Annotated in this window: 14 protein-coding genes and 1 riboswitch; all 14 genes read right to left on the bottom strand. The window is 37.2% G+C overall.

Going from position 1 to position 17,039, the window contains the following annotated elements:
- Positions 1-88 precede the first annotated feature (88 nt).
- Positions 89-191, bottom strand: a riboswitch (purine riboswitch).
- A gap of 222 nt (positions 192-413) precedes the next feature.
- The 14 genes from AB1280_RS02920 to rpsO all read right to left on the bottom strand — a co-directional run bounded on the left by AB1280_RS02920 (position 414) and on the right by rpsO (position 17,025).
- Entirely contained in the window at positions 414-2,777 is a 2,364-nt protein-coding gene (locus AB1280_RS02920; protein ID WP_429754819.1) for a DNA translocase FtsK, read from the bottom strand.
- A 166-nt stretch (positions 2,778-2,943) separates the two neighbouring features.
- Positions 2,944-3,150, bottom strand: a complete 207-nt coding sequence (locus AB1280_RS02915; RefSeq protein ID WP_272188072.1) for a YlzJ-like family protein — start codon at positions 3,148-3,150, stop codon at positions 2,944-2,946.
- Positions 3,147-3,896 (bottom strand): ClpP family protease, encoded by a 750-nt coding sequence (locus tag AB1280_RS02910; protein WP_272188073.1) that lies wholly within the window; start codon positions 3,894-3,896, stop codon positions 3,147-3,149. Before AB1280_RS02910 ends, AB1280_RS02915 begins: the two co-directional genes overlap by 4 nt.
- A 101-nt stretch (positions 3,897-3,997) precedes the next feature.
- Entirely contained in the window at positions 3,998-5,668 is a 1,671-nt protein-coding gene (locus AB1280_RS02905) for a ribonuclease J (protein ID WP_429754818.1), read from the bottom strand.
- 651 nt (positions 5,669-6,319) lie between these two features.
- Positions 6,320-7,198, bottom strand: a complete 879-nt coding sequence (gene dapA, locus AB1280_RS02900; protein WP_272188075.1) for a 4-hydroxy-tetrahydrodipicolinate synthase — start codon at positions 7,196-7,198, stop codon at positions 6,320-6,322.
- An 11-nt stretch (positions 7,199-7,209) separates the two neighbouring features.
- On the bottom strand, positions 7,210-8,433 hold the full coding sequence (gene dapG, locus AB1280_RS02895; RefSeq protein WP_272188076.1) for an aspartate kinase: 1,224 nt from the start codon (positions 8,431-8,433) through the stop codon (positions 7,210-7,212).
- A gap of 22 nt (positions 8,434-8,455) precedes the next feature.
- Positions 8,456-9,502: an aspartate-semialdehyde dehydrogenase gene (asd, locus tag AB1280_RS02890; RefSeq protein ID WP_429754817.1), complete on the bottom strand. Its 1,047-nt coding sequence runs from the start codon at positions 9,500-9,502 to the stop codon at positions 8,456-8,458.
- A gap of 149 nt (positions 9,503-9,651) precedes the next feature.
- Entirely contained in the window at positions 9,652-10,251 is a 600-nt protein-coding gene (gene dpaB, locus AB1280_RS02885) for a dipicolinate synthase subunit B (protein ID WP_429754816.1), read from the bottom strand.
- A complete protein-coding gene (dpaA, locus tag AB1280_RS02880) occupies positions 10,248-11,150 on the bottom strand; it encodes a dipicolinic acid synthetase subunit A (RefSeq protein ID WP_429754815.1) in 903 nt (300 codons plus the stop codon). The genes dpaB and dpaA overlap by 4 nt, the downstream gene beginning before the upstream one ends.
- Before the next feature lie 168 nt (positions 11,151-11,318).
- A complete protein-coding gene (locus tag AB1280_RS02875; RefSeq protein WP_272188131.1) occupies positions 11,319-11,570 on the bottom strand; it encodes a YlmC/YmxH family sporulation protein in 252 nt (83 codons plus the stop codon).
- Positions 11,571-11,922: 352 nt separating this feature from the next.
- Positions 11,923-13,164: a M16 family metallopeptidase gene (locus AB1280_RS02870; protein ID WP_272188132.1), complete on the bottom strand. Its 1,242-nt coding sequence runs from the start codon at positions 13,162-13,164 to the stop codon at positions 11,923-11,925.
- 88 nt (positions 13,165-13,252) lie between these two features.
- On the bottom strand, positions 13,253-14,152 hold the full coding sequence (locus tag AB1280_RS02865; protein WP_429754814.1) for a polysaccharide deacetylase family protein: 900 nt from the start codon (positions 14,150-14,152) through the stop codon (positions 13,253-13,255).
- A gap of 279 nt (positions 14,153-14,431) precedes the next feature.
- Positions 14,432-16,594 (bottom strand): polyribonucleotide nucleotidyltransferase, encoded by a 2,163-nt coding sequence (gene pnp / locus AB1280_RS02860; RefSeq protein ID WP_429754813.1) that lies wholly within the window; start codon positions 16,592-16,594, stop codon positions 14,432-14,434.
- A 161-nt stretch (positions 16,595-16,755) separates the two neighbouring features.
- A complete protein-coding gene (rpsO, locus tag AB1280_RS02855) occupies positions 16,756-17,025 on the bottom strand; it encodes a 30S ribosomal protein S15 (RefSeq protein ID WP_035428957.1) in 270 nt (89 codons plus the stop codon).
- Between the last annotated feature and the right edge of the window lie 14 nt (positions 17,026-17,039).

The following is a 17,039-nucleotide window of genomic DNA, read 5'->3' as shown; positions in this document are numbered from 1 at the left end:
ATTTTCTTTCTTTAATCCATAAAAAAAACTTTGCACCTTACATTTCTCATATGATGAAAAAGTTAGGAACAAAGTTGCTATACACCTTGTATTGACACTTTTTCCTCATAGTCTAGCAAATTTATGGTTGCTAGGTAGAAACTTATGGACCTTATTACCAAGATTATATGAGGTTTATTTTGATTTCGAAGTAATCGTACCACTTGAAATGATTACTGTCAATACAATCAAACAAAAAAATCGAACGTTGAAATAAAAATAAATACAACCATTCGTATTCTCATTAAAATACATAAATAGTAAGCGTTATCATTTTTGTTTAATAAAGAAACCGACTAGAATCCTTCCTAGTCGGTTTCTTGATCCCACTATTCGTGGGTAGTAATAGTCCCACTGATTAAAGTTTCACTTTATCACGAACTTTTCTCTTGAATATCTTTTACTAGCACTTCACGAGGCTTGCTTCCTTCATATGGACCGACAACACCGTTCATTTCCATTGCATCAATCAATCGAGCGGCGCGTGTATATCCAATACGAAACCTGCGCTGTAACATAGAGACTGAGGCAGTTTGCATTTCTACAATGAGCTGCACAGCTTCATCATATAAATTATCCTCTACCTCTTGCCTCGTTTCTTGTACATCTTGCGGAATCATATCCTCTTGATATTGCGCTTTTTGCTGTGCAACAACATATTCTACTACTTTCTCTACCTCATCATCTGATAAAAATGCACCTTGTACACGAACTGGCTTAGAAGCACCAATTGGTACAAACAGCATATCACCACGTCCTAACAATTTCTCTGCTCCACCTGAATCAAGAATCGTTCTTGAGTCAGTTTGAGAGGAAACTGCAAAAGCTATTCGCGATGGAATATTCGCTTTAATAACACCAGTAATTACATCTACAGATGGACGCTGCGTTGCGATAATTAAATGAATGCCAGCTGCACGTGCCATTTGTGCCAAACGCATAATCGCATCCTCTACATCAGAAGAAGCAACCATCATTAAATCTGCCAACTCGTCCACAATAACAACAATATACGGAAGTTCTGGTTGCTTCGCTTCGGATTGTTCATTATTCTGTTTAATATATTCATTATAGCCTTCAATATTCCGCGTTCCACTATGTGCAAACAATTCATAACGCCGTTCCATTTCATTGACAACCTTTTTTAATGCCTGTGACGCTTTTTTCGGGTCTGTCACAACAGGTGTTAATAAATGCGGGACACCATTGTATACATTTAATTCTACCATTTTCGGATCAATCATCATGAGTTTTACTTCATGTGGTTTAGCGCGCATTAAAATACTTGTAATAATCCCATTTATACATACACTCTTTCCGCTACCAGTTGCCCCTGCTACGAGTAAGTGAGGCATTTTATTTAGACGTGCTAATACAGCTTCACCAGTAATATCGCGTCCAAGTCCAATTAATAACTTTTCTTCCGGATGATTATTTGCTTTCGAATCCAATACTTCTCTTAGCGTAACCACGGCAACTTCTGAATTGGGCACTTCAATACCAACAGCTGATTTCCCTGGGATCGGCGCTTCAATTCGAATATCTTTCGCCGCTAAAGCTAGTGCTAAATCGTCGCTTAAACTAACAATTTTACTAACCTTAACTCCCATATCAGGATACACTTCATATTTTGTAACTGCTGGTCCTCTATGAACCTTTGTTACTTTTGCTTTCACACCGAAGCTTTGGAATGTTCGTTCCAACTTACGAGCATTTTCATAAATCGTTTCATTCTCATTTGTCACTTGCTTATTGTTCGGAAACTTTAATAGCTCTAAAGACGGCAACTTATAGTCTTTATTTTCAACATCGGAAAAATGCATTGGCGGTGCTGTCGTCTCTCCGGAAAGTGATTCAACAATTTTTTCACCTTTATTCCGCTTCGACTGTTCTTCTTGCATCGGCAAAGGGTCTTCTTGAATTGCTTTCGGAGGTTCTTCACTGATTGAATCCGGCGTTGTATAGTTTTCAGTAAAGTTTGATATAATTGGCGGCGCCACATCCACTTCTTCAATATACTCTACTAACTCCGGCGCTTCTGGCTCATGACGTTCACTTCGCGTACGAGCAGTCTTTTTCTTTTCAGTTTTTTCAGCAGCCCGTTTCGTTTGCCAATCTTTATAATCACCTTGCATCACTTGAAATTGCCGTCTAAGTATACGCCCAATTGGCGCAAGCACTTCTCCTATATGTTTATTTGTAATACATAATACACCAAGCAAAATGAGAATCATTCCAATTATGTACGCGCCAACCTCATCAAATAAAAAGTAGCATGTCGCAAACATAATGGCCCCAAACATTCCTCCGCCTAAATGTACCGAGTCGACTCCTTTTTTCATTTCATGAAAGAACAAATCTTTTGTCGTTACAATAACAGATGTACTTTGTACTGCTCCATCTTTTGTTAAAAGGTTGACTAATGTAATGTGACTAAACATCAATATAGCTAATACGATTAAATATAAACCTATCAATCGTTTGTTTACTAAATTCGGCCACTCTCGTTTTATAACAAACGCTATAGAAAGTGCAATAACTCCAAGTACTCCAAGTATGTACCATTCTCCAAAGAAAAAGCGAAAAAATAGCACGAATGCTTTTCCGACAACACCTAGTTGCATAATTGTAATGATGGAGAGCGCAAAAAGAGTCAAACCGACGATTTCGTAGTACAAAGTTGGCTTTATGGTACGTCTTGCTTTTGTTTTCGTCCCTCTTTGCTTTTGTTTTGCCATTTCTTCACCTCAAATTCTCATTCAAAAATAGAACTTTCGCAGAACCAATATAGTCCCACGCAAACAGGGTTTTACAGAATAAACTGAAGAAAGCAGCCTATACACACGGCTGCTTCACCCTCTTGTTTTTTATATTATACCATAGCTCATAAACAAAATCCTTCTTTTACGAAAAGGATATTTTCTGTCCAGGTTCATATTGTAAAAAATGTTGGGGGTTTGTACTTAATACACGTACAACAGAATAATTATTTTCATTTCCCATATCCACAACCATCTCAATACCATCTACATGTACAATTTTCTGTTTCGCAAATTCTGTATGATCTATCGGATACACAAGTTGTTCTGGCATAATCGTATATAAAATCATTGCAACAACGCCCCGCCTTGTTCAGCTGATGTATTCGCATCAATTAATTCATTTAATTTTTTGATTGCTTGGCCAATCCCTCCAACATCATCAATTAAACCATATTTCACCGCGTCCATACCTACAACATTTGTACCAATATCTCGTGTTAAATTCCCTTTTGCAAACATTAATTCCTTAAAACGATCTTCTGTTACTTTGGAATGCTTTGTTACAAAACGAATGACACGCTCTTGCATTTTATCTAAATACTCAAATGTTTGCGGAACACCAATTACAAGACCTGTAAGACGAATAGGGTGAATTGTCATTGTTGCTGTTTCTGCAATGAATGAATAATCTGTTGATACTGCAATCGGCACACCAATAGAATGGCCACCGCCAAGAACAATCGATACAGTCGGTTTCGAAAGCGAAGCAATCATTTCAGAAAGCGCAAGCCCAGCTTCCACATCCCCACCAACTGTATTTAACAAAATTAATAATCCTTCAATTTTAGGATTTTGTTCAATTGCTACAATTTGCGGAATAACATGCTCATATTTCGTCGTTTTATTTTGTGGTGGCAATTGCACATGACCTTCAATTTGCCCTACAATTGTTAAACAATGAATACGTGATTCATTTAATTGCGGAACATTCGTCTGTCCAAGCTGCTGAATTTTCTCTAGCACAGAACCTTCTTTTATTTCTTCTTTTGTCTCGGTCTTTTTTTCTTCATTTTTTATTTCATCACGTTCTACCATATCGTATCCCCTTTCGCTCGTATACAACTATTATTTCTTAAGTTATAAATTTCATTCGACAGAGGATAAAAGAAAAAGCTGCCTATATAGGCAGCCATCTCTTATACTTCCATGATAATTGGTAAAATCATCGGTTTTCTCTTCGTTTTTTCAAATAAAAATTGTCCAAGTAACTCACGAATATTTAGTTTTAACGTTGACCATTCAATAGAATATTCTTTAATAGATTGTTCTACAATTGTACGTACGATATCCGTTGATTTTTCAATCAACGCTTCAGATTCACGAACATAAACAAAGCCTCGCGAAATTATTTCTGGTCCAGAAATAATTTTTTTCTCATCTTTTCCAAGCGTCACAACAACGACCAGAATACCGTCTTGCGATAACATTTTCCGATCACGTAACACGATATTCCCAACATCACCAACGCCTAATCCATCAATCAATACATTTCCAGCTGGAACCTTCCCTGCCGGTTTCGCTTCACCATTTATAAAGGAGATTACTTCACCTTTTTCTGTGATAAAAATACGATCCGACTGAATTCCAACATCTTGAGCTAAACGGGCGTGCGCCTTTTGCATACGAAATTCACCATGTACAGGCAAGAAATATTTCGGTTTCATTAAATTCAACATTAACTTCAATTCTTCTTGACTACCGTGCCCCGAAACATGAACTTTCTTTTCCCCATAATATACTACATCCGCACCTGCTCTAAATAATAAATCAATTGTTCTTGAGACAGATGTTTCATTCCCTGGAATTGGGGATGCTGCAATAATGACTGTATCACCTTTACGAATTGTAATTTGTTTATGAGCTTGTCTTGCCATTCTAGAAAGGGCAGCCATTGGCTCACCTTGGCTTCCAGTCGTTAAAATTGCCACCTTTTTCTCAGGATAGTTATCAACATCCTGCAGTGAAATTAACATACCGTCTGGAATATTCAAATAGCCAAGATTATATGCAATATCAACTACCTTTACCATACTTCGGCCAACTACCGCTACCTTACGACCAGTTTCATAAGCCGCATCGAAAACTTGTTGAATACGATGAACATTAGACGCAAATGAAGCTACAATAATACGACCTTCTGAGTTATAAAATACTTTAGAAATCTCTACACCGACTTCTCTCTCAGATCCTGTATATCCAGGTCGCTCTGCATTTGTACTATCAGATAGTAAGCAAAGTACACCTTCATTGCCGATTTGTGCCATTTTTCCAATATCCGCACCATTATTCCCAATAGGAGTTTGATCAAATTTAAAATCACCAGTATATACAATTGCACCTTGTGAAGTTTGGAAACAAACACCCACTGCATCTGGAATACTATGTGTTGTTTTAAAGAAAGAAACCGTTGTTGTATCGAATTCTACAGTAGCATTAGAATCGATTGTTTTTAAATCAACACGGCCTAACATGCCCGCTTCTCCTAACTTTTCTTTCACAAGACCATTCGTTAATTTCGTTCCATAAACTGGAATATCCAATTTTCTTAGCACATAAACAATACCACCAATATGATCTTCATGACCATGCGTTAAAAATAGTCCTTTTACGCGCTCTTTATTTTCCACTAAATATGTGATATCAGGAATAACAATATCTATTCCAAACATCTCTTCTTCTGGAAACATAAGTCCTGCATCCACAATAAAAATTTCAGAATCAATTTCTACGCAGTACATATTCTTTCCAATTTCGCCCACTCCGCCGAGAGCGAATACTTTTACTGTATCTATCTCTTTCTTCTTCATGTTGTTGCCTGGTTTAAAAATAGTATAAAAACTGACCCCACTAACATTGTAGAGAAACCAGGGGAAACTCCACCATCATTTTCAACATCTAAAACGAAGGTCTTATCACGTTTTTTGTTTTTAAACCAGGTTCCACCTCTCTTTCATTATATAAATCAAATATTTTATGTAAATTCATACAAAATCCGATAACCCGTAAAGTTTTTCCATTTTTGCTAAGCATACCCGTACTAAGCTACTTAGCCATATTATAACTGATATAAGAAATAGAACACAAGTTAAATTATAAGAAAGAAAAGAGAAGAATATGTATAAGAGGATGAACTGGATTTATTTCACTACTTCATTTAAGAAGCAAAGTGAAACTTTAATCAGTGGACTCCACTAATTATCAGCCCTCATCAATCAGGCGCATGCCAGCAGTTTATCTTCCACCTAACTTCTTAAGAAAAGTGAAAGCAGCTCGTCCAGAATGTGAAGGGGATGGAGCTTCTGACGTAGAAGCGCTTTTTATCTCGTAGGACCGAACACTCTAGCCACTGGAACTCGACAGTGCTTTCGCCGAATTTTGAGGTGGGAATATGACTGCCCGCGAATTGCGGGATAAAATACAAAAAGTGACTTAGCACATACCACTAAGTCACTTTCCTTTTAGCGAGGAATAGATTGTATAACTTCAAGTAATTGCGTTCGTTCTGCTTCAGTTAATGGTAGAAGAGGTAAACGAACAGAACCAACGTCTAATCCTACGATTTGCAATGCCGTCTTCACAGGAGTTGGACTCGGCGCCATAAATAATGCATTTGTCACTCTTACTAACAATTGATGAAGCGTTTGTGCTGTTTTCATATCACCAGTTTGGAATGCTACAATCATGTCTTGCATTTCATTACCAATAACATGAGAAGCAACAGATACAATCCCTTTTGCTCCAATTGCCATCGCTGGCAATGTTAATCCGTCATCACCACTGTATACAGCAAAATCATCATCTGTTTTTTCTATGATTTCTGTCATCGTTAATACGTCGCCGCCCGCATCCTTGATTGCAACAATGTTTGGAATTTGCGATAAACGAACAACTGTATCAACAGAAATCTGTACAATAGATCGACCTGGAACGTTATATAGCATGATTGGAAGTTTTGTACTTTCAGCAATCATTTTAAAGTGCTGATACATACCTTCCTGACTCGGTTTATTATAATATGGTGCAACTAACATAATCGCGTCTACGCCTACTTCTTCCGCTTTTTTCGTAAGCTCCACAGAAGCATGTGTATTGTTGCTACCAGTTCCAGCTATCACGGGCACCCTTTTATCGACAACAGATACGACATGATGATATAACGCTACTTTTTCTTCAGATGTTAATGTAGGAGATTCACCTGTTGTTCCTCCTACAACAATTGATGTTGTCCCGTTATCAATCAAATAGTTTACCAATTTTGTTGTCTTTGCAAAATCGATGTTCCCATTTTTATCAAACGGTGTGACCATCGCAGTTGCAATTGTCCCAAAATCTCTCATGGTCTCACTCCTTATAATTCCAGTTGCTTTTCTTTTGAAAGCTCAAATGCACGATGAAGTGCATTTACAGCATCTACAAGTTTCTCTTCTTTCACAAGTACCCATATTGTTGTATGACTATCTGCTGATTGCAATATTTGAACTCCATTTTCAGCTAACGCTGTCACAATTTTTGCAGTAACACCTGGAACACCTGCGATACCAGCTCCAACAATAGATACTTTTGCACAGTGCTCCGTTACAAGTGGATTATATCCAAGTTTATGAAGTACTTCAACCGCTCGATCTGCAACATCATCACTAACTGTGTATGCTACACCCGTAGGAGAAATATTGATTAAATCTACGCTAATCTTTTCTTTTGCCATTTCTTTGAACACTTCTGTTTGTAGATCGTATGCTCCGTCCTTGGCCAACACTTTAATTTGCGTGACACTTGAAGAATGAGCAATACCAGTTACAGGACGCTCTTGTACGTCGCGTGCCCCATCATACGCTGCAATTAAAGTTCCCTCGCTGTCAGAATACGTAGAACGTACACGCAATGGTACTTTAGCATGCATCGCAATTTCAATCGCACGCGGATGAACAACCTTTGCACCTTGATATGCCATATTACAGATTTCATTATATGTTACATTTTCAAGATGACGCGCATCTTTTACGATACGTGGATCAGCTGTCATCACACCTTCTACATCTGTAAAGATATCAATATATTCGGCATGAAGCGCAACGCCTAATGCTGACGCTGATGTATCACTTCCACCGCGACCAAGTGTTGTCGTATCACCTTCTTTTGTTTGTCCTTGGAATCCTGTTACGACAATTACATCTACTTCTTCTAACTCTTTTCGGATACGTTCACAGTCCATTTCAATAATTTTAGCGTTTGTAAAATCATCATTTGTAATAAAGCCTGCTTGCGCACCATTGAATGCTGCCGATTTAATTTCATTTTCATTTAACATATTGGAAAACACAATTGCCGAAATCAGCTCACCACAAGACAACAATAAATCTTGTTCACGTTTTGAAATAAACGATTGTTTTTCATTTACAAGGCCTAATAATGTATCAGTCGCGTATGGCTCACCTTTGCGCCCCATCGCAGATACAACAACTACAATTTTATAGCCTTCTTTCAACGATCTTTTAATGTGGTGAAGGGCGTGTTTTCGACCATTTTCATCACGTACAGATGTACCACCAAATTTTTGGACAATAATTTTCATTTTTGCACCTTCTTTTAGCCGTTTACACTAATTGTAATTTCACTAATCGTTCTGCAATTTGAACAGAGTTCCATGCAGCACCTTTTAATAAGTTATCAGATACGACCCAAAGATGGAATCCTTTATCATTGTTTAGATCTTTACGAATGCGACCAACAAATACTTCATTTTTACCAACTGCAGTTGCTGGCATTGGGTATACTTGTTCTGCTGGATTATCTTGCAGTACAACTCCTTCTGCATTCGCTAACAGGGTACGCAGCTCTTCTACTGTCACACCTTCTTTTTCCACTTCAATATACACAGATTCAGAATGACCTGATACAACTGGCAAGCGAACACACGTTGCCGCTACTTCAAGTTCTGGCATATGCATAATTTTCTTTGTTTCATTAATCATTTTCATTTCTTCAAATGTAAAGCCATTATCTTCAAACTTATCAATTTGCGGAATCGCATTAAATGCAATTTGATAATGCTTTTCATCACCTTTTACTGGTAAAATATTTGCTTTTGCTTCTTCACCGTTTAAAATGGCTTGTGATTGTTCATGTAGCTCTTCAATTGCAGCCGCTCCTGCTCCTGATACAGCTTGATATGTGGAAACGATTACTCGTTTTAAACCAAAGTTTTGACGAACTGGTTCAAGAGCAACTACCATTTGAATGGTAGAACAATTTGGATTTGCAATAATTCCATTATGCTCTAATAAATCTTTTTCGTTTACTTCTGGTACAACAAGCGGGACATTTTCTGTCATGCGAAACGCACTCGTATTATCGACAACGATTGCACCGCGTTTTGCTGCTTCTGGTGCTAATTGTTTTGATACAGATCCACCCGCACTGAAGAGTGCAATATCCACTCCTTCAAAACTTTCAGGAGTAGCCTCTTGTACAGTTACTTCTTCTCCTTTAAATAAAAGCGTTTTACCTGCAGAACGTTTAGATGAAAGTAACGATAACTTTCCAATAGGAAAATTACGTTTCTCTAAAGTATTTAACATTTGTTCACCAACTGCGCCGGTTGCTCCAACTACAGCGACATGAAAAGATTTTTTCTTTTCCATCACTATGCCCCTTTCTAGGTACCAATCCTTCTATACTTAGAATAAAAAGGAGTAACAAATACTCCTTCTCATTCTTAATAGAATTAATTTTATCATATTCTGCGATAAGAATGATGGTTTCATGAAAAAAATTGTCCGTTTTTTGATTGTTAATTCATATACTTGAATTTTTCTACAACTACAGGTTGGAGTTGTTTCCCTTCCAGCGATTCAACAATTGTATCTTGCAGTAATTCCATACGCGCTACCATAGAATTGGGCTTATTGTGCGGTGAATCTTGCCCAAATGGCACAAAATAGATATTTTTTGTTGCCATTAGGCGCATTAGGTTCACACCATTTAATCCAAGAGCATCGTTCGTTGAAACAGCTAATACAACAGGTTTACCATTTCGCAGGGTGGCTTTAGCAGCCATTAATACAGGTGAATCTGTCATAGCATTCGCAAATTTACTCATTGTATTTCCTGTTAATGGTGCTATAACCATACAATCCAATGGAATTTTCGGACCAAGCGGTTCTGCCTTCACAATAGAATCAATTACTTTATAACCCGTAATAGCTTCTATCTTTTCAATCCACTCTGCACCTTCACCAAATCTTGTGTTTGTCGTTTGTAATGTATACGATACAACAGGGCGTACTTCCGCTCCATCCGCAACAAGTTTTTCTAAGTGTGGCATGACTTCTGCATAGGTACAATGTGATCCTGTTAATCCAAAACCAATTCGTTTACCTTTTACACTCATTTTTTATTCTCCTTTCTTACGTCTACATCTGCCATTAATAAATTAGAAAGGACATTTGCAAGTATTTGTCCTGCTGTTTTTGGTGCAACAATCCCTGGAAGTCCAGGCGCTAACAAAGCCTTAATTCCTCGCTTTTCTGCATAGCGGAAGTCTGTCCCTCCCGGTTTAGAGGCTAAATCAATAATTAATGTATGAGCAGGCATTTTTGAAATGGCACTTGCCGTTACAACAAGATGGGGAATTGTATTAATAACAATGTCAACATCCTGTGCTTCTTGCTCTATATCTCGCATTTGAAATGGCGTAAATGTCATCTCTGTAATACGAGCAATATGTTCGGATCGCCGAGCACCTACTTTCACTTTCGCTCCTAGTGACTGAAATGCTCTTGCTACACTCATTCCAGTTCTTCCAAAACCTAATACCATTACCGTAGACCCATGAATTGTATAATCGGTATGTTGAATAACCATCATTATAGTCCCTTCAACAGTTGGTATTGAGTTATAAATCGCTACATCATCACGATCAAACAATTTGACAAGTTTTCGATTCGTTGAAGAAGCAATTGTATCTAAGTAAGTGTTGCTAATACCTGAATATATCGTAAAATGTGCTGGTGTATTTTCAATCTGCTCTTTTGTAATCATAACTTTTGCATTAGAAAAAATTGTATCAATCTTTCCGTTTGCATCAGTTCCAGCTACCGGCAAAATAATGGCGTCTAAAGAAGTAAAATCGAGATTTTGCATACTCTCTTTTGCTGATCCTGTAAACCCATGATCCAACTGATCAAAGCCTACTAATGAGAGTTTTGCATCAAGCTCAACTAGCTTACGAATGACTTCAAGCTGCCTTGCATCTCCTCCTATGACAGCGATATGAGTATCAGTCAACATTCTTTTCTTCACCTTCTTTTTCTCTCAATATAAGAAAAGTGCCTACTTTTTCGTTTTCCTCCACATCATATGTACTGTACGAGTATAAGGTGATTGAAAACAATAAAGTAAGAATGACTTATATCTATAGATTTCCATAATAAAAAAGACGACCGTAATGGTCATCTTTTAATTAAAATCAGAATAATTAGCAAGATCAAAAATGATCATATCTTGCCCCACTTTTTTAATTCTACTCCACTCTACCCTAACCTCTTGTTGACCTCGTTTAAATCCACCCCATTTTCCAACTGGAATAATGAGCGCTTGAATCTTTCCATCTTTCTCGTCAATCTCTAAGTCGGCATGCCCTAGTACTCCCATTCGTTCCGCGCGCTGTAGATCAACAATTTCTTTTCCGCTTAGTTCACTTAATCGCATTCCATCCTCTCCTTACATAACACTTTAATTAGAAGATATCTTTTATATTAAGTACCTATTCTAGACTTTAGAAAAAAATACCTATATAAAAGTTAATAACCTCTTTTCTTTTCAAAGGAACGAGAGCATCTGGTCGTGCATAGAAACGGTCAGATGCAAGGTTTAACACAAAAGAAGAAAGCCCGTAGCGACCATGTTGAGTTCTCCATAGCAGCGACTTATATGCCGAGAGATTAAAATGGATATATAAATGCAAATTAAAAAGCCGTTTCTTATTATGAAGAAACGGCTTTTTATAGATATTTATCCCGCACTAACGGGCAGTAAAATCCCCACTGATGGAAGTTTCACTTTATTTTTTTATCCCTTTTGGAAGCTCTCCATTTGGACTAATCAGCGCCGCAGAAAACTCATCTGTGAACATATTACGAATCAATGTGTCTACATCTGCTTTTGTAACACTGTTTACACTTTCGATAATTTCATCTAAAGAACGGTGTTTTTTTAGAAGTAATTCATTTTTACCATTGCGGCTCATTCGACTATTTGTACTTTCTAAACTTAACATAAGATTTCCTTTTAGTTGCTCTTTACTGTTAAGTAATTCTTTTTCTGTAATACCTGTATTTTTTAATGTATCAAGTGTTTGCTGAATTGTTTCGTACAACATATCTAGTTGCTGATTGCCCGTTCCTCCGTAAATTGTTAACATACCTGAATCTTCATAAGAAGAATGATACGAAAATACAGAGTATGCTAACCCGCGTTGCTCACGCACTTCTTGGAACAAACGACTACTCATACTGCCGCCTAGAATATTATTCAATACAATCAGATTATAAATACTTTCATCGCCCATCTGCAATCCTTTAAATCCTAAACATAAATGAGCTTGTTCTGTTTCTTTTTTGCGTGCTACTTTATTTGGATGAAATATAGGGTTATGTACTTGTTCACGATTTGTCGTTCCTTCATAACTTCCAAAATATTGTTCAACGATTTGAACGAATGATTCATCAATGTTACCAGCAATGGAAACAACGACATTTTCTGGCGTATAATGATCCTTCATATATTCACGAAGTGTATCGCCTGTAAACTTTTCAAGCGTTTGCTCTGTTCCTAAAATAGGATATGCGAGCGGGTGCGTCTCATACGTTGCTTTTGTTAACATATCATGTACAATATCATCTGGCGTATCTTCATACATTTTAATTTCTTCAAACACAACATTTTTTTCTTTTTTCAATTCTTCTTCAACAAACGTTGAATTAAAGAACATATCCGCTAAAATATCAAGTGCGTATTTCGCATGCTCATCTAACACTTTCGCATAGTAACATGTATATTCCTTTGATGTAAACGCATTAACTTGCCCGCCAATGCTGTCGAAGGATTCTGCAATTTCTCTAGCACTACGTGTTTTCGTCCCCTTAAAAAACATGTGTTCTAAAAAGTGAGAAATCCCATTATTTTTTTCGTTTTCATTTCGTGATCCCGCATGAATCCATACTCCAATTGCAACAGAACGTACTGTTGGAATATGTTCCATTACGATTCTTACTCCATTTTTACACGTATATTTTTTGATCAAAAGCCTTCCTCCTATTAACAATTTTTCTGTTAAAAGATTCTATTATATAATCATAACAAGTTTAAAGACGAATGTCATGCAAATGTGTTTAATCAATACGCTTTTCATCTACTAAAGCAGATACGTTCCCTACAGTATATCCTTTTTCTTTTAGCTTTGAAATCAATGCATCAAGCGATTCTGCCGAAGAAGAAGTTGGATGCATCAAAATAATGGCACCGGGATGTACTTTATTTAACACTCTCTGTAGTAATACGTGCGGTTCTGGATGCTTCCAATCAATTGTATCCACTGTCCACATAATTGTCCCCATGCGCAATTTTGCAGCAGCATGAACAACATCGTCACGAAAACTACCACTTGGTGGTGCAAACCAACGCACTTTTTGATTTGTTGCTGCTTCAATAACTTGATTCGTTTTTTGTAATTGTTCATGAATTGCAGATACCGACAAAGTTTTCATATCAGGATGCGTATACGAATGATTTCCCACTTCCTGGTCAGCATCTGCGATCATTTTTGCAAAACGTAAATTTTCTTTAACCCATCTTCCCTCTAGAAAAAAAGTTGCTTTCACATTATGCTTTTGCAGTACTTCTAACATTCGTGAAAGATATTCATTCCCCCAAGCAACATTAATGGTAAGTGCAATCATTTTTTTGCTCGGATTCCCCCTATAAATAGGTGCAGGTGATAGATCTCTTAAATGTACTTTTGGCGATACTTCTCGATATACCAATTGTTTCTCATCAAAACGTCCCCGCTTCTTCATGTTCTCATAAGAAGTTTGTATATCTACTTCTTTCCCATTATACCCTGGCGTCGCTTTCCACACTTTATCAATACATGCATCTTGCGCTGGAATCGCATACACTTTTGCTTTTTCTTCAATTTCCTCATACAAACGGTCTTTTGCATATGATATATTTGAAACATGCATAGCGGAGAACCATAATATAACTATAAGTAAAATAATGCGAATTTTCATAAAGCAACCTCCAATAAAGTAAAACTCCCATCAGTCAAGGACCTTTCATTCGCTGACTAATAGTTAGTCTGATTTCCCTTCTATTCTTTTGATGTACACCTCGTTAAACTAAAATAGTCAACAGTTTCTTTCCTTATCATTGTTAATTTAAACGTTCTCATTAAAACTATACTCTGTTATATACAAAAAAACCTTGAGATATATCCCAAGGTTTTTTACATAATAAAAAAGCTAAGGGAATCCCTTAGCTTTTACTTTTGCTTTTGCTTTTGCTTTTGCTTATTCTTGCTCTTGTTTTTGCTCTTGTTTTTGCTCTTGCTCTTGCTCTTGTTTTGCAGCTTCTTTTTCCTGCTCTTCTTTAAGCAATACTTTTCGAGATAAGTTTACACGACCTTGTTTATCGATTTCGATAACTTTTACTGAAATCTCATCACCGATTTTCACAACATCTTCTACTTTCCCTACACGTTCAAGTGCTAGTTCAGAAATATGAACAAGACCGTCTTTACCACTGAATAATTCAACGAAAGCACCAAATTTTTCAATTCGTTTTACTTTTCCTAAGTAAATTTCACCTACTTGCACTTCACGAACGATATCTTCGATAATTTTCTTCGCTTTTTCGTTCATCTCTTGATCAATAGATGAAATAAAGACTGTACCATCTTGTTCAATATCAATTTTCACGCCTGTTTCTTCGATAATCTTGTTAATTTGCTTTCCACTTGGCCCAATCACATCACGGATTTTGTCCGGATTGATTGTCATTGTAACAATCTTTGGAGCATATTTGGATAACTCTTTACGAGGTTCAGCAATAACAGATAACATATGATCTAAGATGTGCATGCGACCAAGCTTAGCTTGTTGCAATGCCTCTTCTAAAATTTCACGAGATAAACCTTCAATTTTAATATCCATTTGAAGTGCTGTTACACCTTTAGCTGTACCAGCTACTTTAAAGTCCATATCACCTAAGTGATCTTCCATACCTTGAATGTCTGTTAAAATTGTATAGTGTTCACCAGACTTCACAAGTCCCATTGCAATACCAGCAACTGGTGCTTTAAGCGGAACACCTGCATCCATCATCGCTAAAGTGCTACCGCAAATACTTGCTTGAGAAGTAGAACCATTTGATTCTAATACTTCTGATACAAGACGAACTGTATATGGAAAATCTTTTTCAGATGGGATAACAGGTTCAAGAGCACGTTCACCTAATGCACCGTGACCAATTTCACGACGTCCTGGTCCACGCATTGGTCTTGTTTCACCAACACTAAAGGATGGGAAATTATAATGATGCATGAAGCGTTTTGACTCTTCTACACCAAGACCATCTAAAATTTGCACATCGCCTAATGCACCTAATGTACAAATACTTAATGCTTGTGTTTGTCCACGTGTAAACAAACCAGAACCATGTGTACGAGATAAAATCCCTACTTCTGATGCTAAAGGACGAATTTCATCGCTTTTACGTCCATCTGGGCGGATTTTTTCAACTGTAATAAGACGACGTACTTCTTCTTTTACAATTTTATATAAGATTTCATTTACTTGTCCTAATGTTTCAGTATCAGCTTCTTGCGCCTCATAGTACTGGATAACACGTTTTTTCACTGCATTAATTGCATCTTCACGCGCATGTTTTTCATGCACTTGAATCGCTGCATGCATATCTTGCTCTGCCATTTCACGTACAGCTTGATCAAGCTCAGCGTTCACTTCATATAATTGAACTTCTGTTTTTTCTTTTCCAACTGCTTGTACAATCTCTTCTTGGAATGCGATCAAACGTTTAATCTCTTCATGACCAAACATAATCGCTTCTAACATTGTCTCTTCAGGCACTTGGTCTGCACCAGCTTCTACCATGTTAATCGCATCTTTTGTTCCAGCAACAACAAGGTGAATATCACTCTTCTCTTGTTGTTCAACTGTTGGATTAATAATAAATTCACCATCAATACGACCAACTGTCGCACCAGCAATCGGACCTTCAAATGGAATATCCGAAATCGATAATGCTAATGAAGAACCAAGCATAGCTGCCATTTCTGAAGAACAATCTTGGTCTACACTCATAACAATGCTGACAACTTGTACTTCATTACGGAAACCATCAGCAAAAAGTGGACGAATTGGACGATCGATTAAACGACTCGCTAAAATCGCCTTCTCACTTGGACGACCTTCACGTTTAATAAAGCCACCTGGAATTTTCCCTACTGCATATAAACGTTCTTCATAGTTTACTGTTAGTGGGAAGAAATCTACACTTTTTGCCTCTTTTGATGCAGTTGCTGTAGATAGAACCGCTGTGTCGCCATATCTTACTAAAACTGCTCCGTTTGCTTGTTTTGCAAGCTGACCTGTTTCAATTGTTAGCTGGCGACCAGCCAAATCTATCGAGAAGACTTGCTTTTCCTGACTCATTTAAGTGCCCCTCTCAATTTAAAATATTCAATTCTTCTATGTAAATGGATAATATATCACAATATTCTTCCTCTAGTATTACCGAAAATACAGTAGGCTATCAAGAGTAGAAGATATATTTTTACCTAACAAAAAAGCGGGAATATTCCCGCTTTTTTTGACTATCGACGTAATCCAAGCTTTGTGATTAGTTCACGGTAGCGAGTGATGTCTTTGTTACGAAGGTAAGTAAGTAAGTTACGACGTTTACCAACCATCTTTAAAAGACCGCGACGTGAATGATGATCTTTCTTGTGAGTACGTAAGTGCTCATTTAGAGTGTTAATTTGCTCCGTTAGGACAGCAACTTGAACTTCTGGAGAACCAGTATCAGTCTCATGAGTTCTAAATTGTGCAATGATTTCATTTTTACGCTCTTGTGTTAAAGCCATCCTATTTCACCTCC

Source organism: Bacillus sp. S10(2024) (genome assembly GCF_050473865.1).
Classification (GTDB): domain Bacteria; phylum Bacillota; class Bacilli; order Bacillales; family Bacillaceae_G; genus Bacillus_A.
This window is presented reverse-complemented; position numbering and strand designations above follow the sequence as displayed.